The organism is Halobaculum magnesiiphilum (genome assembly GCF_019823105.1).
GTDB lineage: Archaea > Halobacteriota > Halobacteria > Halobacteriales > Haloferacaceae > Halobaculum > Halobaculum magnesiiphilum.
On sequence record NZ_CP081958.1, the window covers coordinates 2,043,334 to 2,062,253 of the forward strand.

Here is an 18,920-nt window from a genome sequence, read left to right on the forward strand (position 1 = left end):
CGGCGACGGCGCGTCTGTCGAGCGGTTACAGCGCGTCGGCCACGAGCGGCGCCACCGACACGTCGCTTTCGGCGCGTTCGAGGGTGTCGCTCGCGATCACCCGCGTCACGCCGGCGGCGGCGAGCTTCGTGCGGGCGTTGCTCGCGAGCATCCCGTGGACGCACGCCGTGTACACGTCGCCGCAGTCGCGGTCGCGAAGGGCGGCGACCGCCTCGCTCATCGTCGACCCGGTCGCGATGATGTCGTCGACGACGACCACGTCGCGGTCGGCCACGTCCGCGTCGCTGGGGCTGACGGTCACCTCGCCGGTGTCGTAGTCGCGAACCTTCTCGAAGAAGTCGGTCTCGCCGCCGCCGTAGGCGTCGCACACGGCGACCGCGAGCCCCTCGGCGGAGGCGTCGGGGCCGAGAAACAGTGGCTCCGAGAGGTCGGCGGGCAGCGGCTCCGCGAGCAGCGGCGCCGCCTCCAGCACCTCGACGGGCACGTCGAAGTAGTCGGCCACGTCGGCCTCGTGGGGCGTCACGAGGAGCACGCGGTCGGTGCCGGTCGAGACGGCGCGGGCGACCGCCCGCGCGGAGACGGGCTCGCCGTGCTCGAACGCCCGGTCCTGGCGGGCGTAGCCCATGTACGGGATGACGGTCGTGACGGTTTCGGCGCCGGCCTCGCGGACCGCGTCCTGGAGCTGGAGCAGCTCGACGAGCGCGTCGTTGGAGTCGGTCGCGGCGACGACGACGGCCTCCTCGCCCGCGAACTCGGGCACGGCGGCGCACTCCTCGCCGTCCGGGAACCAGCGGTACTCCGGCGTGGCGAGCGGGCGGCCGGTGTGCTCGGCGAGGGCGGCCGCGAGCGCCTGCGACGCGGACCCGGGTACGATCATACACGTCGTTCCCGCCGCCGGATACAAACGCGTTCCTACTCGGGCGACGCGTGCGGCGGCATCACAGCCCGCGGCGACCCGATCGAGGACGGGACGGCGGCGCCACTACTCGGCCGTCGTCGTCACTACTCGCCCTGCGGCGCCGCTACTCGCCCGGCACCGCGACCGCCCGCACGTCGGGCAGCCCGAGCGTCCGGCCGCGCCATCCCCCGTCGGCGTACACCCGGGCCTCGCCGCCGTCGGTGACCGCGACGAGGTGTCGGCCCGCGAACGCGGCGTCGACGACGCCCGACTCGTCGTGGCGGACCCACTCGGTCGCGGTCGCGTCGGGGCGCTCGAACACCGCCGCGTCGGTGGCGGCGACCGCGCGTTCGCCGTCCGCGTCGGCGACGACACAGCGGAACGCTCCGCCCTCCGTGAGGGTTCCGGGGTCACCGCCGTCGCCGCCGGCGTCGAGGTCGCGCATCCAGCCGTTGCCGAGGGTGTACAGCGCGTCGCCGGTCACCGCCAGCGGGACCCCGCGGTCGCTCACGTCCCTGGCGTCGTCGAGGCCGGCGTACTCCAGTTCGCCGTCGGTCAGGCGGTGGACGCCGTCGCCGGCGGCGACGAGTCGGCCGTCCAGCCGGCGGGGGTCGTCGACGGCGCCGACGGCGGTCCACGCGCTGTCGTGCTCGTCGTTGTCGCCGTCGGCAGCGTCGCCGCCGAGCAGCGAGACGGTGCCGTCGGGCGCCGCCGCGAGCACGCCGTCGCCGGCGACGCTCACCGCGACCGCGGGGCCGTGTCCCGTCGGCTCGAAGTCGCCGACGAGCACGTCCTCCGCGGTGGCGACGGCGACGGCGTCGCCGCGGGCGGCCACGTCCCGGGCGTCACAGCGGTGTTCGAACCCGAACTCGCCCACGAGGTCGCCCGACAGCGAGACGCCCACGACGCCCATCGAGGAGGCCGCGAGCGCCCGCACCACGTCGTCGCGCTTCGTGAACACGCGCTTCTCGGCGATGGTCGGCATACGCGGGGGTGCGGCGGCCGGGCGAATAAGCCCCGCGGAGCGCTCGTCGAGGGCGTCCCGTCCGCGACGAGGCCGTTCGCGTCGCTCGGGAAGGGAGATAGGGATAAGGCTGTAGAGAAAAGATACCGCTAGCCATGGTAGCAGATGACACTGAACCGAACCGGCGCGACGTACTGAGGCTGTCCGGGGCCGCGGGGCTCGCGGGACTGGCCGGGCTCGCCGGCTGTAGCACGACCGACGACCCGGCGACCGACACCGCGACCGAGGAACCGAACGGCGGCGGTGGCGGCGACGGCGACGACGAGGAGACCACCGCCGACGACGGCGGGGACGGAGACGACGGCGGGGACACCGGGCCGTACACCATCGGCATGGTCGACTCGCTCACCGGATCGCTGTCGGCGTTCGGCCAGCGCAACCAGCGCGGGAAGGACCTCGCGCTCGCCGACGTGAACGAGGTCGGCATCGGCGGACGCGACCTGGAGATCATCGTCGAGGACTCCGAGAGCCAGTCGCAGGCCGGCGTCTCGGCGGCCCAGAAGCTCGTCAACCAGGACGGCGTCCCGTTCGTCATCGGCGCCGTCGGCTCGGGCGTCTCGCTGGCGATCTACGAGTCGGTGATCCAGGGGACCGACGTGGTGCAGTTGAGCCAGAACTCCACCAGCCCGGACCTGACGGACTTCCCCGGACTGCTCCGGATGTCGCCGACGGGGAGCACCCAGTCGACGGCGCTGGCGAACATCATCGGCGAGGACGGCTACGACTCGGTCGCGCTCGCGTGGGTGAACAACGACTACGGGCAGGGGCTCGCCGAGACGTTCCGCGAGGAGTGGGACGGCGAGATCGCCTACGACCAGCCCCACGACCAGGGGCAGTCGTCGTACTCCTCGACGGTGTCCGGGATGGCGAACTCCGGCGCGGATGCGTGGCTGTTCATCACCTACCAGCCGGAGTTCACCTCGATGGCCCAGGAGGCGTACTCCAACGGCTACGAGGCACAGTTCTACGGCGCCGACTCCGTCCAGGGGTCGGACGTGCTCGACAACACGCCCGAGGGGAGCCTCGACGGCATGACGATCGTCGTCCCCTCCGCGGCGGTCGATCAGGACAACTACCAGGCGTTCGCCTCGGAGTTCGAGTCCGAGTACGGCGAGTCGCCGACCTCGTGGTCGGCGTTCGCCTACGACTGCGTGGTCACGGCGGCGCTGTCGATCGCGACCGCCGACGAGTTCACCGGCGCGGCCCTCCAGGAGACCGTCCGCGACGTGACCCGGCCGGAGGGCGAGGAGGTGTTCACGTTCGCGGAGGCGATGGAGGTGCTCGGCGAGGACGGCTCGCCCGACGACATCGACTACCAGGGCGTCTCCGGCCCGATCGACTTCGACGAGAACGGCGATCCGGTCGGGTTCCTGCAGATCCTCACCGTGGAGGACCACGAGTACGTCTCCTCGGGCACGATCGAGGGCTAACCCTCGATGTCGGTTCTCGAATATCTGGCGAACGGGCTCGTGTTCAGCAGCATCATCGTGTTGTCCAGCATCGGGCTCTCGCTGGTGTACTCGATCGCGAACTTCGCCAACTTCGCCCACGGCGACACGATGACCGTCGGCGCCTACACCGCGCTGGTGACGTTCGGCTTCGTGGGCTCGCTCGGGGCGGAGGTGCTCGGGCTGCCGCTGGGCTTCTTCCTCGCGCTGGTCGTCGGCGTCGCGGTCGCCGCGGCGGTCGCGGTGCTCACCCACAAGATCGTCTACGAACCGCTCGATGTCGGCTCGATCGGCCTGCTCATCACGTCTATCGGGGTCGCGTTCGTGTATCGCGCGATCGTCCAGCTCGGGTTCGGCACCGGGTTCCTCGAGTTCCAGATCCCGCTGTTGCGACCGATCGACGCGCTGCTCCCGTTCGGGATCCGCATGACGCTGCACGACGTGGCGATCGTCGCCAGCGCCGTCGTGCTGGTGGCCGGCCTGCACGCCCTGCTCCAGTACACTGACCTCGGCCGGAAGATGCGCGCGACGGCGGACAACCCCTCGCTCGCGCGGGTCTCGGGGATCCGGACCGACCGGATCGAGATCTGGACGTGGGTCATCGGCGCGGGCCTCGCGGGCGCCGGCGGCGTCTTCCTCGGCCTCTACAGCAACATCTCGCCGCGGATGGGGTTCAACATCCTCCTGGTCGTGTTCGCGGCCGTCATCCTCGGCGGGATCGGATCCGTGTACGGGGCGATGGCCGGCGGCTTCCTCATCGGGATGATCAACCAGCTGACGCCGATCCTCCCGCGACTCGGGCAGGAGATCCCGTTCCTTCCCGAGCGCTTCGGCATCCCCATCGGCATCGAGTACGCGAACGCCATCGCGTTCCTGATCATGGTCGCCGTGCTGCTCGTGCGACCGTCCGGCATCGCCGGGGAGGAGGCGGTGTGAACGTCGTCGACGGGGTCCGCGGGTGGTTCGGGGAGCTCACCCGCGCGGAACGGGGCGTGACCGGCTTCGTGGTCGTGCTGGCGGCGCTGCTACTGGTCGGCCTCGTCACTGGCGGGCTGGCGCCGACGTACTTCCTGTACCTCGTCGGCCTCGTCGGGATGTACGTCCTGCTGTCGTTCGGGCTGAACGTGCAGTGGGGCTACACCGGGCTGATCAACTTCTCGGTCGCGGCGTTCTTCGGGATCGGCGCCTACGGGACGGCGCTGCTCACCGCCGGCAACTCGCCGGTCGGGGCCGACGGATGGCGACTCAGCCTCGCCGGCGTGGAGCTGGTGTGGGTCTCGGGAGCGCGGCTCTACGGCCTCCTCCCGCTCACCGTCCTCGGCCTGCTGCTCGCGGTGGCGCTCGCGGCCGCGGTCGCCGTCGCCATCGGCATCCCGACGCTGCGGCTGCGCGCCGACTACCTCGCGATCGCGTCGCTCGGGCTCGCGGAGGTCGTCCGCCTGCTGTTCCTCAACCAGCGCGGCGTGACGAACGGGAGCGCCGGCCTCCGCGGGCTCCCCGGTTTCTTCGACGGCTGGCCGGTGTTGGGCACGCTCCCGCAGACGCTGCCCGGGGTCCGCGTTCACGAGCTGGCGGTCGGGCTCCCGGGGGTGTTCACGACGCGACTCCTCGGGTTCACGCTCGGGGCGCCGTTCTGGCAGGCGCTGTTGAACGTCGCGCTCGTGCTCGCGATGGTCACCGCGGTGTACGCGGTGTTGCGCCGCGTCCACCGTTCGCCGTGGGGGCGCGTGCTCGCGACGATCCGCTCGGACGAGGATCTGGCGGAGGCGCTGGGGAAGGACACCTACGCGTTCAAGATGCAGTCGTTCGTGCTCGGGAGCGTGATCATGGCGCTGGCGGGCGTGTTCTACGCGCACCTGAACCTCTTCGTCAGCCCGGGCGACCTGGCGCCGATCAACACGTTCTACGTGTGGATCGCGGTGATCCTCGGCGGGAGCGGGTCGAACCGCGGGGCGATCTTCGGCGGCTTCGTCGTCATCGCCATCCGCGAGGGGACCCGCTTCCTCGGGGAGGTGCTGCCGGCGTCGTTCCCGGTCGACCTGCCGCTCGTGACGAGCACGTACGCGACGGTCGTGAACAACTTCGCGTCGACGCGGCTGCTCGCGGTCGGCGTGCTCATCATCCTCGTGATGCGGTTCCGCCCGCAGGGCGTGCTTCCGCCGCAGCGAGAGCTCATCTGGCCGTCGTCGGTCGCCGCCTCGGCGGGGCCGGGCGAGACGAACCCCCGCGAGACGATCGAGGAGGACGCCGCCGCGGGCGCACACGGGACGGACGCCGGTCCCGACGGGGAGCCGGACGAGCCCGCGGTCCGAAACGGGGGTGAGACCGATGAGTGAGAGCGAGGGGAGGCCGGCGCTGTACGATGGCCCGAACCTCGACAAGGAGGACGCCGTGTTGCGCGTCGACGGCCTCCACAAGGCGTTCGGCGGCCTCGTCGCCGTCGACGACGCCTCCTTCGCCGTCGAGCGGGGGAGCATTACGGGGCTCATCGGCCCCAACGGCGCCGGGAAGTCGACGATCTTCAACCTCGTGTCGGGCTTCTACGAGCCCGACGCGGGCACCGTCACGGTCAACGGGACCGACGTGACGGGCGCCGAACCCCACGAGGTCGCCGACGAGGGGCTCATCCGGACGTTCCAGACGCCCCGCAAGCTGGAGGGGATGACCGTCCGCGAGGCGATGCTCGTGGGGCCACAGCGCCAGCCCGGCGAGTCGTTCGTGAAGCTGTTCACCAGCCCCGACGAGGTCGAGGCCGCGGAGACGCGCAACATCGAGGACGCCCAGCGGATGCTGGAGCAGTTCGAGATCGACCACCTCGCCACCCAGCCGGCGACCGACCTCTCGGGCGGCCAGCTGAAGCTGGTCGAGCTCGCGCGGGCGATGCTCGCCGAGCCCGAGGTGCTCCTGCTGGACGAGCCGGTCGCGGGGGTCAACCCGACGCTCGCGAACGCGCTCCGCGAGCACATCGCCCGCCTCAACGAGGAGGGCGTCACGCTGTGCATCATCGAACACGACATGGAGTTCATCATGAACCTCGCCGACCCGATCGTCGTCCTGGACCGGGGCAGCGTCCTCGTGGAGGGGACGCCCGAGGAAGTCAGAACCGACCAGCGCGTCGTCGACGCCTACCTCGGAGGGCCGGGCGAATGAGCGACCGAGGGCACCAGTCGGCAGCAGACGCCGGAGACTCCGGGGACGCCGGAGACGCCGCCGCCAACGACGCTGCCGCCAACGACGCCGCCGCCGAGGACGGGGCCCGCGAGGACACCGCCGCCGAGGAGCCCGTCCTCTCGGTGGAGCACGTCGACAGCGGCTACGGCGACGTGCAGGTGCTCGACGACCTCTCGCTGTCGCTGTCGGACGGCGAGATCGCGTGTCTCATCGGCCCGAACGGCGCCGGGAAGTCGACGGTGCTGAAGACGGTGTTCGGGCTGTTGACGCCGTGGTCGGGGCACGTCCGCTACCGCGGCGACGACATCGGCGGGCTGGCCCCCGAGGAGGTCGTCCGCGAGGGGATCGGCTACGTGCCCCAGACCGAGAACGTGTTCGGGAGCCTCACGATCGAGGAGAACCTCCGCATGGGCGGGGTCGCCCGCGACGACGACCTCGGACCGGTGATCGACGAGCTGTACGACCGGTTCCCGATCCTCACCGAGAAGCGCGAGGCGAAGGCTCGGACGCTCTCGGGCGGCCAGCGGCAGGTGCTCGCGTTCGCCCGCGCGCTCGTGATGGAGCCGGACGTCCTGCTCATCGACGAGCCCTCGGCCGGGCTGGCGCCCAACACGGCCGACGAGGTGTTCGACGACGTGCTGGCGGTCAACGACCTCGGAACGGCGATCCTGATGGTCGAGCAGAACGCCCGCAAGGGGCTGTCCATCTCCGACTCGGGGTACGTGCTCGACCAGGGAACCGTCGCGTATGCCGACGAGGCGGACGCGCTGCTCGACAACCCCGAGGTGTCGCGGCTGTACCTCGGCGGGTAGTCGTCGCCACGTCGGCGTCGCCCGCCGTCGGGGGCGCCGCGTCGTCGGATCGCCGCGCCGTTCGGAGACGCGAGGCATCGAAACCCTTAGTGTACGAACCCGCCAAGCCGGGCGCATGAAGAAGCTCATCGTCCACGGCGACCCCGGACTGCGCAAGGACGGGATCATCGACTACGACGGCGAGGAGATGCGCGTCTTCTCCATTCAGCGGCAGGGCGACTACCACGGTCCCGACGAGCCGCAGTTGTGGTGCACCATCGGCAGCGACGACGAGCGCGAGGACTTCGAGCGGCGGACGTACGTCCCCCACTGGCTGGAGGTCGACACGATCGACGCCGAGGCCCTGGATGTCGTGAAGTCCGGCGGCGACCTCAACGTCTGAGCGCCCGACGACTTCGCCCCCGGTTTTCTCGCCGTCAGTTATCCTCGTCCCGCAGCGCCGGCGCCGGCGGGAGCTCCGACTCCGTCACCCGGAACACCATCACCGACGCCGTCGACGCCTCCTCGACGGTCTCGACCCCGTCGATTGAGGCGAAGTCGATCATGCCGCGGCCGTCGTAGCGCTCGCGCTCGGCGGGGCCGACCCAGACGTAGCGCACGTCGTACGCGCGGAAGACCTCGACGGCGGCCGCCCGCGAGGTGTACGCGTCGTCGACCTGCCGAACCCGCGAGAAGTACGCCTCGGGACCGCGATAGCCGACCTCGTGGTGCCAGCCGGCGACGGTCGGCAGGCCGGTGAGGCTCGCAGCGGGGTTCGCGTTCCAGGTGTACATCCCCGGCGAGTGGCCGTAGCGGCTGTCAGCGCCGGGGTACACGCCGGTCGCGGGCGCCGAGAGGATCACGGGTTGGCCCTCGCGGGCGTCCAGCCAGTCGATGGGGCGCTCCTCGCTGGGGTGGAACGCGCCGACGAAGTGGGTGCCGTCGAGCGTCGGCTCGTCGGGATACCCCTCGTTCACGTGCGCCGGGACGGCGAAGGCGGCGTACATCCCCGTCGACACGAGCAAGGCGGCGACGAACACCGCCGCCGCCACGTCGCGCGTGCCGGAACTCGGCCACGGCACCGGGGCGTCCGGGCGCGGCACGGCCTTCAGGAACCCCGCGAGGACGACGCCCGCGGCGGCGGCCCACAGCGGCCACACCTGCGCGTACGTCTTGAACACGGTGTTCATCCGGCCGGGGCCTGCCTGCTCCTTCAGGAAGACGAGTTCCACGATCAGCGCCAGCCCCGCCCCGCCGACGATCAACACCGTCTCGAAGCCCGCGCGGTCGGTCCGCAGCGCGACCCACCCCGCGATCAGCAGGACGCCGAAGAGGCCGAGCGCGGGCAGCCCGACGGCCACGCCGGCGACCGCCAGCGCGACGCCGCCGGCGATCACCGTGACGGGACGCTCCCGGCCGACCGCCCCGAGCAGGCCCGCGAGAAACGTCACGAGGAAGGCGCCGTGAACGACGAGCAGCTCGCCCAGCGACGAGCGCATCTCGACGGGGAGCACCGCGAGTTCGCGCTCGCTGCCGCCGCCGGCGACGGCGACGAGCAGGAACGGGGCGGCGACGGCGACCGCGAGCGCCCCGGCGGCGGCGACGACCGCGGCCGCGACGACGGGGCGGCCGAGTTCCTCGGGGAGACGGCTGTCGCCGGCGCCCTCGCCGAGGCGCGCGTCGAGGGGACGCCGAATCGCCGCGGGCAACAGCGTCCGCGGCGCCGCCGACGCGGTCGCGACCGCCAACCACGTGAGCCCGAACACGCTCGGGAAGCTCCAGGTGTCGAGCACGACCTGAAAGCCGCCCACGAGCGGGACGGCGCCGAACAGCAGGAGTCGCCGGCGACGGGGTTCCGATTCGGGCGTGCGATACAGCGCGAACGCGAGCGCCGCCCCCAGCAGCAGGAACGGCGTCATCGTCATGTGGGCGTGGAGGTCGCCGTTGAGCCACGCGAACAGCGGGAACTCGTTGATCGTGCCGGGGATGACCCGGCTGGCGGTCCAGTAGGAGAAGTCGCGGGCGACGACCTCCCCGGCGTCGAACCCGAGGGATCCGGCGACGGACTCTCGGATGCCGGGCGGGAGCGCCCGGAGGAACACCCAGCCCGCCGTGTGGAGGTTCCCCGCGACGCCGACGAGGAACGCCCCGAGCAGGCCCGCGGTCCGGCGCGACCGGCCGCGGCTCGCGGCGACCGACCCCGCGAGATCGTAGACGGCGGCGACGAGCATCCCGAAGAAGCCCGCGAGCGCGAGGTTGTAGCCGAACCGCGCCGGCGTCGCCGCCAGCGTCGTGAACAGCGCCGCGAGGAGGTGGCCGCCGTAGTAGTACCGGACGGGCTCGCCGGCGAACCACATGTCCTCCGGCGGGAGCGCGCCCGCCCGCAGCAGCGACTTGAGGATGCCGTAATCCAGGAACTTCTCGCCGGCGATCGGGTCGACGGCGGGGTCGAACGCGCGGATCAGCACGACGAACAGGAACGCGACCGCGAACACCGCGGCCGTCTCGGCGACGACGGTTCGGTCGGGCAGCCGGCCGACCGCGTCGTCGTCGAACGCGACGGCTCCGTCGCGGAGCGCGTCGCGGTCGAGCAGCGCGACCGCCGCGAGCGCGAGCAGGACCAGCAGGCCGACGCCGAGCGCGATCGGTCCGAACGCGACGCGGCCGACCCAGAAGGCGACGAGCCCGAGCGTCAGCGCCGAGACGGGGAGGGCGAACCCCGCGCCCCGCGTCGCCGACCGCGGGAACAGCCGGGCCGAAAGCGGGAGGCCGACGGCGCCGAGCGCGAGGAGGACCACGAGCCAGCGGACGACGAGACCGTACTCCATCGGTTTTCACGGGTCGCCGGCGGGGTAAGTTCCTTTCCCTCCGTCGCGGTGCCGTCGCGCGTGTGCCGGGACAATGCGTCGGTTTCACACCGTTTTTATCCCGCGACGGGGAAGCCAGCGGTATGCAGCCGACCGTCGGCGTCGTCGTCCCCGCCTACCACCCGGACCCCGGTCGGCTCCGGACCTACCTCCGCGCGATCCGCGAGACGATCAACCCCGACGAGCTCCGCGTCGAACTCGACCTTCCCGACGCTGCCGGCGGTGCGAGCGGCGACTCCGATGCCGCCGCCGACGCCGCCTCCGATTCGGCAGTGCCCTTCGACCTCCCGGACGACGTGGACTGCCGCGTCGTCCGTCGCCGTCGCGGGAAGGGGGCGGCCGTCACCGCCGGCTTCGAGGCGCTCTCGACGGACGTGTACGCCTTCGCCGACGCCGACGGCGCGACGCCGGCGCCGTCGCTGGCGGACGTGATCGCCACCGTCCGCGGCGGCGACGCGGACCTCGCGGCGGGGTCGCGGCGCCACCCGGACGCCGACGTGCGCTCCCATCAGACGTTCGCCCGGCGGTTCCTCGGCGACGGGTTCGCGTGGATCGCCCGCCGCCTGCTCGACGCGGAGCTGTACGACTACCAGTGCGGCGCGAAGGCGATCACGGCGACGGCGTGGGAGCGCGCCCGCGACCACCTCTACGAACCGGGGTTCGCGTGGGACATCGAGCTCGTCGCCGTCGCGGCGGCGCTTGACTACCGGATCGTGGAGGTGCCGGTCACGTGGGAGGACCAGCCGGGCTCGACCGTCTCGCCCGTGGGCGACACGCTCGACATGGGGCGCGGGCTGTTGGTGGCACGCCACCGCGCGCGTCTCATCCGGAACGACCGGCTCCACCGCCTGATCGATCGCGAGGAGGGCGTCGCGCTGATCGACCGACCCGACGACCGCGGCGCCGTGAGCGACGGGGGCGCCGCGCCGGGGCGACCCGACGACCGCAAGGGCGAGGGCGCCGGCGACTCCGCCGGCGACGACACTGCCGGCGAGGGGACCGAGTCGCGATGAACGAGGAGGGCGCGCTCGCGGCGCTGGCCTCGGGGACCCGGATCGGCCAGTTCGTCTCAGTCGGCGTCGTCGGCTTCGCGTTCGACATCACCACCTCGACGGCGCTGCGCGAACTCGGCGTCTTCCCCGAACTCGCCGCCTTCATCGGGATCGAGGTGGCGGTGGTCGTGATGTTCCTGCTCAACGACCGCGTGACGTTCGCCGACGAGGGACTCGGCGGGCTCGCCCCGACGCTCCGGCGACTGGCGAAGTCGAACGTCGTCCGCGCCGGGGGCATCGCGGTCCAACTGCTCGTGTTCACGGCGCTGTTCCGCGTGGTCGCGCTCCCGCTGTCGGTCGCCGGGATCGACCTCTGGTTCGTGGTCTCCCGGGCCGGCGGCATCGGCGTCGGGATGGTCGTCAACTACGTCGCCGAGAGCGTGTTCACCTGGCGCGTGCTGGAGTGACCGACGGCGCCGCCGCGTCGGGACGCGGCGACGGATCGTGGTGGAAACTCCCACACGGCGGCGGGATGTGAAACACAACCCTTACAAGTGCAGGTCGAATTGTATCCTGTAGCGGGATGGGATAGCCAGGAGATTCCGCCGGGCTCATAACCCGGAGATCGGTAGTTCAAATCTACCTCCCGCTAGTTTTCGTTCGTTGACAACACGAATATGTGTTGAGCAATGAGCCGCTGTATTGGGTCTTTGTCCGTTTCTCTTCGTGGTCACTACCTACCGACTCGGCGTTCACTTTCACTGTGGTTAGAGGGTGTCATAGAAGAGTTCTCACACCGTGATGATCGTACTTCCTGGATTGTCTCCGCGTTCGTAGTTGGTGATAGCGACGACGAGGCGAAGGCACAGGGCAAGAAACACCTGCGCCCGTGCGTGGACGCGGCCTCGGGCGTGCGTTCGCCCGAGGCCGCAGTCCTTCACTGAGTCGTTGGTTCGTTCGACTCCAGTACGGCGGTTGTACGTCTCATCCAACGTGGACTGCTTCAGCTGAACGTCCTCGCTGTGTTGTTCGATCCGGTCTTCGACCCTGTATTCGATGTCTTTTGGGTCGTCGGTGTTTCGTGCGTTGTACGGAGCGACTGGCACGACCCCTGCGGCCAGCAGGTGGTCGTGCCAGTCGAGCGTGTCGTAGGCGCTGTCACCGACCATCCAGATCGGCTTGGCGACGGCGAGCGCGTCACGTGTGACGCGTATCGCCGTCTCCTCTGGTGCTTGCTTACTCTCTGTGAACTCGGCTGCGATCGGGATCTTTTGCCCGGTCGAGACGATCGTGCAACCGTAGCCGTAGTAGTACTCGTCGTCGGTTGGATCGTAGCACTTCGATGCATCTTGATCGGCGGGCATCGTCCTCACGTCAGTTGAATCGATACAGTAGGTCAAATCGAGCAGGCCGCGGCGGGCGGCCTGCTCGACGAGGTGGTCGAACACCTCCTCACCGACGTGTTCGAGGTCGGTGAGAAAGCGATCGACCGTGTCTCTCGACGGCGGTCGATCGAAGCCACAGCTCAGCCAGACGACTGTGTTTCGAAGCTCTCGTTCAACGGGACGAATGCCGTAGATGTCCTTGTAGTAGCAGTGGAGAAAGCCACGCATCATCTCTGGTGGTTCGTGGTCTCGTGTTCGCCCCGTCTTCGCCGGGGCGAACACATCGAATTCTTCGAGAAACTCGAAGGAAAGGTGCTCAAACAACGCTAGCGTCTCGGTCTCCACGACATTGAAGAACGAGTCTACCGAAGGATCATCTTGCAGGGTCGCTGAACTCATTCCACCTCAGCGTTCACCCTGCTCTTTGGTGTGTTACTCGTTCTATGACACCCTCTGTGGTTAGACTAAATACATACACACCGCCGACCTACTGGGTATCGCGGTGATGGAATCACAGGCACTCGTCAAAACGCTGGACTTCCAGCTCGATATCGAGAGCGACAACGAGGGTCTGTTACACGATGCTACTCACGAGTCGCGAACAGCGTACAACGAGACTATTCGACTCGCAAAAGCCGGTATCGATCGGAGAGAGATCCCGGATCGGGTTGCCGATGGTGTCGATCTTGTAAAGAACACTACACAGCGTATCGTCGCAAAAGCGCTCACCGCGATGGATAGCTTCCACGAGCACGACGACATCGGTCTCCCGAGCCACACCAAATCTGGTCCATATCCGCTCCGTGCCAACTACGGCGAGGGATACACTCTCTCAACGACTGGCACAGGAGACGTTGCATTTCGGATCAGCGCGAAACCGTACAAACACGTCATCGGTTTCCTCGACGGTAGCGAGGTGCACCTCGATATACTGAAAACCGCACTCTCAGACGACTGTTGGAGCATCGGGACAGCGGAAGCGATGTTCCACGACGGTACCCCGGAACTACACGTTACCGTCACCAACACGGAACAGCAAGTTCGGGACAAGCAGAGCTCACGAACCGTCGTTGGAGTCGACGTGAACGAAGACAATGTCGCTCTCACGGCTGTCTCGAAAAACGGTGTTGATGACACGGTGATCATCGACTTCCCCGAGATCAAATTCGAGCGTCACCGCTACTTCACCATGCGCAAGCGAATCCAGAAAGCGGGGAAGTGGAGTATGCACGACACATTGACGGGACGTGAGGAACGGTTCGTCCGGGACCGACTCCACAAGATCAGCCGATCTGTCGTCGAGTGGGCCACCCGATTGGAAAATCCGTGCATCGTCTTTGAAGACCTCAAAGAGATGCCCGACCGGATCGATTACGGAGCGCGCATGAATCGTCGCCTGCATCGACTACCGTTCCGTGCGTTGCAGTCCTTCATGTCGTACAAGGCGGCGTTCAAAAATATACCGACAGTCTGGATCGATCCGGCGTACACGAGTCAGCGGTGTGCATTGTGTGGTCACATCGAACGTACGAACCGTAACAGGAAGCGGTTCAAGTGTCGCTCGTGTGGACGACAGGATCACGCCGATCGGAATGCAAGCGTCAATATCGCGTTGAAAGAAGTCAAACAAGGCCAATCTTGGAATGTGCCCGCTCTCAACAGCCTTCCACAGGTTCGGAAGGTGCGACGGCCGGCATCGGGGGCCGTGGACGCCCCGTCCGTGACCCACCCTCTCGCCCGAGGTCATCAGACCGACGGTAGCGTGGGAGTTTCAGACTAATCCACGGGAAGCTTCGGGCGTCAGCCCGGGGCAGTTCACCTCCCGCTATGTTCGACCGACCGCTATCTCGAGTCCCGAGGAACCCAGACGGCTCCGGGATACATCGGTCGATCGCACCGACGGAAACCTGACTGACACGATTTCCGACCAACCGACGTTGTTTTCACACACCTGCCGCAACCCGGTGCCATGACTGGGGGTGACGAGGTCGTCTCGTTCGACGTCGACGCCGCGACGGCTGCGATTCGGAACGCGCTCGGCGACGGCTCCGACCTCCACGTCGTCGCGGCGTTCACACCGGACGCGTACGAGATCGCCTACTGCGACGAGTTCACGCGGTCGTTCTACGCCGACGACGAGGAGATGGCGGGGCACTTCGACCGGATCCACCGCTACGCGGGGATCGACTTCTCGGAGATCGGGCTGTTCGTCGACGAACTGTTCCCCGTCGCCGGCGGCGTCGAGTACGTCGCGACCGGGATGGATCACCTCACGGTCGTCCGCGTGTACACCGACAGCGAGGGCCTGCTGCTCACGCTCGATCCCGACGCCGACGTGACGGCGGCCGTCGAGGCGGTCCGCGACGCGATCGGTCCGGATCTGGGCGCCACGGGCGACGCGCTCTCGTCGTCGGACGGCTGAGGAGGTCGTTCGCCCGCTCCGGGCGACGGATCAGTTCCCGGTGAAGTCGATCCGGCTGTCGCCGCCGTCGCCCCCGTCGACGCCGCTGGGCCCGAGGTGCTCGAGGGCGTACTCCTCGTCATTGAGGTACATACCGCCGTCGGCGACGGTCACGTCCACCGACTCCATCACCGAGCCCTCGCAGGGGCCGAAGTCGCAGACGCCGGTGTCGAGCTGGAACGTGGCACCGTGTTTCCGACACCACACCTCGCCGTTCGTGACGCGGGCGCCGTCGCCCTTGTCGAGGCGCACGTCCGTCCAGTGCTGGCAGTAATTGCGATACGCGACGACCGTCCCGTCCGACAGGCGGGTGCAGAACGCCTCCGCGAGTTCCCCGTCGGCGTCGCGGACGGTGAACAACAACGTCTCGCCCTCGTGCACGTCGCCGGCGTCGGCGACGCGCGCGTCCTCGTCCATGCCCGCCGGGAGGACGGGCGGACTTGTATGCCTCCCTATTCCGGCGCGTGGTCCGCGTCGCCGCCGCCGCTGTCGCCGTCGATGTCGCCGCCGCCGTGGCCGCCGATGTCGGCTCCGTCAACACCGGGGTCGTCCTCCGGGTCGTCCCCGTAACACTCCGCCTCCACGCGTTCGTCGTACAGTCTCGACAGCAGCGTCGTCACCGGTCCTCCGAGGGACGAGGTCACTCGTGCCTCCGAATCTACCGATTCGGAGACGCCGCCGATATCCACGCCGTCGTACGTTCCGACCGGGCGGATCTCGCGGATCGAGGAGGCGATGAACGCCTCGTCGGCGCCGCGAACGTCGTCGGGTGTGTACGCGCCCTCCTCGATCGGGAACCCTTCCTCGCGGGCGATGTCGAGTACCTCCGCGCGGGTGACGCCGGGGAGCACCGGCCCGTCCAGCGAGGGAGTGCGGATCGCGTCGTCGGCGACGAAGAAGAGGTTCGCCGTCGCACATTCGGCGACGCGACCGTCGTCGTCGAGCATGACGGCCTCGTCGGCGCCGGTGACGCGCGTCTCGACGCGGGCGAGGACGTTGTTGAGGTAGTTGTGCGTCTTCGCCTCGCTGGGGATCGCCCGGTCGGACACCCGTCTGGTCTTCACCGTCTGGAGCGTCGCCGGACCGTCCCAGACGGACTCGCCGCCTGCGTCGGGGCTGCCGCCCCGCGGAAGCGGCTTCACCAGGACGACGACCGTGGGATCCGTCCGGTCGGCCGCGGGCGGCGCGAACCCCGCGGCCTCCCCGCGCGTCACCGACAGACGAACGTACGCGTCCGCGAGGTCGTTCGCGCGGAGGGTGTCCCGAACGCGGGCCTCCAGATCCAGCGCCGACAGCCCCATCTCGTCGGCCGGCATCCCCAGCGCGTCGAGGCTGTCGAACAGGCGCTCGACGTGGGCGTCCCACCGCCAGAGCGTCCCGCCGTACGCCCGGACCGTCTCGAAGGCCGCGTCGCCGTACTGGAACCCGCGGTCCGTCACCGACACCGACGCCTCGTTCGCGGGCACGAGGTCGCCGGCGACGTGGTAGACGAGGTCGTCGTGGTCGTCGCGGTCGTTGTCGCCGCCGTTGCCGCCGGCCGCCGCGTCGGCATCGCGGTCGCCCGCGTCCGCGCCGGTCGGCGCCGGTCCGTCGTCGCTCATTCGATCCCACCTCGGTCGCAGATCCCGAGGAAGTTGCGGATCATCGCCTTCCCGTCGGGCGTGAGGATGCTCTCGGGGTGGAACTGCACGCCGACGTGGGGCCGGTCCGCGTGGCGCACGCCCATCACCACCTCGCGCTCGTCGTCCGTCCAGGCGGTCTCGACCAGCTCCGGCGGGATCGCGTCGTGTTCGACGCACAGCGAGTGGTACCTGCCGACCGCGACGCGGTCGGGGAGGTCGCCGAACACGCCGCGGCCGTCGTGGCGCACGTCCGAGGGCTTCCCGTGGACGACCTCGGGGGCGAGCGTGACCGCGGCGCCGTTGGCGGCACACAGCGCCTGGTGGCCCAGACAGACGCCCAGCGTCGGGTACGCGAGCTCACGGAACACCGGGATCGAGACGCCGGCCTCCTCGGGGGTTCCGGGGCCTGGGGAGACGACGATCCCGTCCGGGTCGAGGGCGCGAATGTCGCCGACGCCGACGCGGTCGTTGCGCCGGACGAGCACCTCGTCGGCCAGCTCGCCGACGTACTGGACGAGGTTGTACGCGAACGAGTCGTAGTTGTCGACGACGAGGACGCGGGTCATTCGTCCACCCCCGTGCCCGGTTCGTCCGCGCTGCGCCCTCCCTCGCTCGCCCCGTCACTCTCTCCCTCGACCGTCATGTCCGCATCGAGCGCGTCGTCCACGGACCTGACGAGCGCGCGGGCCTTCGCCAGCGTTTCCTCGTACTCGGCCTCGGGGTCGGAATCGTGGACGATGCCCGCGCCCACCCGGAGGTGATACCGGTCGGCAGTGCGCACGAGCGTCCGGATGACGATGTTGGCGACGAGGCGGCCGTCGAAGCCGGCGGCGAACATCGCCCCCGTGTACGGTCCCCGGCGGGTGCCCTCCAGCGCGTCGATGATCGCCATCGTCTTCGGCTTCGGCGCGCCGGTGATGGTGCCGCCGGGGAACACCGCCGCGAGCGTGTCCGCCAGCGAGCGGTCGGCGCGCTCTGTCCCCTCGACCAGCGAGACGAGGTGCATCACCTCCGAGTAGCGGTCGACCCGGCGGTACTCCGGCACCGAGACGCTGCCGTACTCGCTGACCTTCCCGAGGTCGTTGCGCTCGAGGTCGACCAGCATCGCGTGTTCCGCGCGCTCCTTCTCGTCGCCCGCGAGTTCGGCCTCCAGCGCGTCGTCGGCCTCCGGGTCGTCGCCGCGGGGCCGGGTGCCGGCGATGGGCTCCGTTTCGAGTCGAGCCCCCCCGGCGCCCCCGTCGTCACTGCTGTCTCCGACAGGGTCGTCGTCGGCCGGCTCCCGGCGGAGGAGGAGTTCGGGGCTGGCGCTCACGAGGTCGACGCCGGGGAACTCCACCAATCCGGAGTAGGGGGCTGGGTTGCGCGCCCGCAGCGCCGCGTAGGCGGTGACGGGGTGCACCGCCGCCGGCGCCGCCAGGCGCTGGCTCACGTTCGCCTGGAAGGTGTCGCCCGCGCGGATCGACTCCCTGACCCGGCGGACGCAGTCGGCGTACGCCGCGCGGCCGCAGTCGCTCTCGAAGGTCGCCGACGCCGATGCCCGCGCGGCGTCGTCGCCGTCGGGCGGCCCGGACTCGTCGCCGTCGGGGGCCGCGGCACCGTCGTCGTCGGTGGCGGGCGCGGAGCCGACCTCTGGGTCGCCGTCGCGTATCCGGCCGATCAGGTCGCCGCCGGCGGCGACGCCGGCGTCGTAGGCTGCGTCGGCGTCCGCGTGCTCCGCGAGTCGGGGACAGGACGTGACCCGGAGTGTCGTCTCCCCGTCCCCCCGCGGCTCCTCCCACGACGCGAGGGTCCCGTACACGGCCGCCTGGAGGCGGGGCAGGCCGCGGTCGTCGACCGCGCCGTCCTCGGGGAACGACTCCAACTCGCGGGCGACGTCGTACGAGAGCCAGCCGAAGGCGCCACACGGGTACGGCACCTCGCAGTCGCCGCGGACGAGCCTCCCGGCGTCGAGCAGCCCCGAGAGCGCCGACAGCGTCGGCGACGGGGCGGCGTAGTCGCCGTGGCCCGGGTGGTCGGGGTCGCGGACGACCGCCTCGGGACCGACCGTCAGCGTCTCCGCGGGGTCGACGCCGAAGTGTCCCCAACCGGATTGGCCGCCCGTCGTCTCGTAGAATATCCCGGGCCGGCCGCCGCGTCGCGCGCGGCGGTAGGCGTCGAAGGGGTCCGCGACCGCGACCCGGCACTCGACGGGGATCCGGGCGTCGGCGGGGGCGTCGGCCGCGAGCCGTCGGAACCGCTCGCGGTCCGTGACCGTCTCCATG

General features: G+C 69.9%; 18 protein-coding genes and 1 tRNA gene. 11 read left to right on the plus strand and 8 right to left on the minus strand.

Annotation, left to right across the window (positions count from 1 at the left end; all coding sequences use genetic code 11):
- Window positions 1–25: 25 nt before the first annotated feature.
- Both prs and K6T50_RS10360 read right to left on the minus strand, forming a co-directional pair.
- Window positions 26–877 carry a ribose-phosphate diphosphokinase gene (gene prs, locus K6T50_RS10355; protein ID WP_222606524.1) on the minus strand — a complete coding sequence of 284 codons (852 nt, stop codon included), beginning with the start codon at window positions 875–877 and terminating at the stop codon, window positions 26–28.
- Between the two features lie 145 nt (window positions 878–1,022).
- Complete coding sequence (locus tag K6T50_RS10360) at window positions 1,023–1,883, minus strand: HVO_0234 family beta-propeller protein (protein WP_222606525.1); 861 nt, start codon at window positions 1,881–1,883, stop codon at window positions 1,023–1,025.
- A 134-nt stretch (window positions 1,884–2,017) separates the two neighbouring features.
- Here K6T50_RS10360 and K6T50_RS10365 point away from each other — a divergent pair, with 134 nt between their 5' ends.
- The 6 genes from K6T50_RS10365 to K6T50_RS10390 all read left to right on the plus strand — a co-directional run bounded on the left by K6T50_RS10365 (window position 2,018) and on the right by K6T50_RS10390 (window position 7,735).
- Window positions 2,018–3,352: an ABC transporter substrate-binding protein gene (locus tag K6T50_RS10365; RefSeq protein ID WP_222606526.1), complete on the plus strand. Its 1,335-nt coding sequence runs from the start codon at window positions 2,018–2,020 to the stop codon at window positions 3,350–3,352.
- 6 nt (window positions 3,353–3,358) lie between these two features.
- Window positions 3,359–4,306 carry a branched-chain amino acid ABC transporter permease gene (locus K6T50_RS10370; RefSeq protein WP_222606527.1) on the plus strand — a complete coding sequence of 316 codons (948 nt, stop codon included), beginning with the start codon at window positions 3,359–3,361 and terminating at the stop codon, window positions 4,304–4,306.
- A complete protein-coding gene (locus tag K6T50_RS10375) occupies window positions 4,303–5,706 on the plus strand; it encodes a branched-chain amino acid ABC transporter permease (RefSeq protein WP_222606528.1) in 1,404 nt (467 codons plus the stop codon). The genes K6T50_RS10370 and K6T50_RS10375 overlap by 4 nt, the downstream gene beginning before the upstream one ends.
- The gene (locus K6T50_RS10380; RefSeq protein ID WP_222606529.1) at window positions 5,699–6,520 is read left to right on the plus strand and encodes an ABC transporter ATP-binding protein; all 822 of its coding nucleotides are present in this window, start codon (window positions 5,699–5,701) and stop codon (window positions 6,518–6,520) included. The genes K6T50_RS10375 and K6T50_RS10380 overlap by 8 nt, the downstream gene beginning before the upstream one ends.
- Window positions 6,517–7,353: an ABC transporter ATP-binding protein gene (locus tag K6T50_RS10385; RefSeq protein ID WP_222606530.1), complete on the plus strand. Its 837-nt coding sequence runs from the start codon at window positions 6,517–6,519 to the stop codon at window positions 7,351–7,353. The genes K6T50_RS10380 and K6T50_RS10385 overlap by 4 nt, the downstream gene beginning before the upstream one ends.
- Window positions 7,354–7,468: 115 nt before the next feature.
- Window positions 7,469–7,735 (plus strand): HAH_0734 family protein, encoded by a 267-nt coding sequence (locus K6T50_RS10390; RefSeq protein WP_222606531.1) that lies wholly within the window; start codon window positions 7,469–7,471, stop codon window positions 7,733–7,735.
- 34 nt (window positions 7,736–7,769) lie between these two features.
- On the opposite strand, the gene K6T50_RS10395 is transcribed toward K6T50_RS10390, so the two are convergent.
- Window positions 7,770–10,160 (minus strand): DUF2298 domain-containing protein, encoded by a 2,391-nt coding sequence (locus tag K6T50_RS10395; protein WP_222606532.1) that lies wholly within the window; start codon window positions 10,158–10,160, stop codon window positions 7,770–7,772.
- 122 nt (window positions 10,161–10,282) lie between these two features.
- Between K6T50_RS10395 and K6T50_RS10400 the strand changes: the two genes are divergently transcribed.
- The 3 genes from K6T50_RS10400 (at window position 10,283) to K6T50_RS10410 (ending at window position 11,843) form a co-directional block, all read left to right on the plus strand.
- Window positions 10,283–11,212, plus strand: coding sequence for a glycosyltransferase (locus K6T50_RS10400; RefSeq protein ID WP_222606533.1), 930 nt, complete (start codon window positions 10,283–10,285; stop codon window positions 11,210–11,212).
- Window positions 11,209–11,658, plus strand: a complete 450-nt coding sequence (locus tag K6T50_RS10405; RefSeq protein WP_222606534.1) for a GtrA family protein — start codon at window positions 11,209–11,211, stop codon at window positions 11,656–11,658. The genes K6T50_RS10400 and K6T50_RS10405 overlap by 4 nt, the downstream gene beginning before the upstream one ends.
- A 110-nt stretch (window positions 11,659–11,768) precedes the next feature.
- A tRNA-Met gene (locus K6T50_RS10410) sits at window positions 11,769–11,843 on the plus strand.
- Window positions 11,844–11,982: 139 nt separating this feature from the next.
- Here the strand turns inward: K6T50_RS10410 and K6T50_RS10415 are convergent.
- Window positions 11,983–12,975, minus strand: coding sequence for a transposase (locus K6T50_RS10415; RefSeq protein WP_222606535.1), 993 nt, complete (start codon window positions 12,973–12,975; stop codon window positions 11,983–11,985).
- Window positions 12,976–13,078: 103 nt separating this feature from the next.
- Here K6T50_RS10415 and K6T50_RS10420 point away from each other — a divergent pair, with 103 nt between their 5' ends.
- On the plus strand, window positions 13,079–14,356 hold the full coding sequence (locus tag K6T50_RS10420) for an RNA-guided endonuclease InsQ/TnpB family protein (RefSeq protein ID WP_222606536.1): 1,278 nt from the start codon (window positions 13,079–13,081) through the stop codon (window positions 14,354–14,356).
- A gap of 189 nt (window positions 14,357–14,545) precedes the next feature.
- A complete protein-coding gene (locus tag K6T50_RS10425) occupies window positions 14,546–14,998 on the plus strand; it encodes a hypothetical protein (protein ID WP_222606537.1) in 453 nt (150 codons plus the stop codon).
- A 30-nt stretch (window positions 14,999–15,028) separates the two neighbouring features.
- Here the strand turns inward: K6T50_RS10425 and K6T50_RS10430 are convergent, their stop codons facing one another.
- The 4 genes from K6T50_RS10430 to K6T50_RS10445 are packed head-to-tail and all read right to left on the minus strand — an operon-like array spanning window position 15,029 to window position 18,919.
- Window positions 15,029–15,454: a Rieske (2Fe-2S) protein gene (locus K6T50_RS10430; protein ID WP_222606538.1), complete on the minus strand. Its 426-nt coding sequence runs from the start codon at window positions 15,452–15,454 to the stop codon at window positions 15,029–15,031.
- 35 nt (window positions 15,455–15,489) lie between these two features.
- Complete coding sequence (locus K6T50_RS10435; RefSeq protein WP_222606539.1) at window positions 15,490–16,638, minus strand: aminotransferase class IV; 1,149 nt, start codon at window positions 16,636–16,638, stop codon at window positions 15,490–15,492.
- The gene (locus K6T50_RS10440) at window positions 16,635–17,225 is read right to left on the minus strand and encodes an anthranilate synthase component II (protein ID WP_222606540.1); all 591 of its coding nucleotides are present in this window, start codon (window positions 17,223–17,225) and stop codon (window positions 16,635–16,637) included. Before K6T50_RS10440 ends, K6T50_RS10435 begins: the two co-directional genes overlap by 4 nt.
- Window positions 17,222–18,919, minus strand: coding sequence for an anthranilate synthase component I family protein (locus K6T50_RS10445; protein ID WP_222606541.1), 1,698 nt, complete (start codon window positions 18,917–18,919; stop codon window positions 17,222–17,224). Before K6T50_RS10445 ends, K6T50_RS10440 begins: the two co-directional genes overlap by 4 nt.
- Window position 18,920 lies beyond the last annotated feature (1 nt).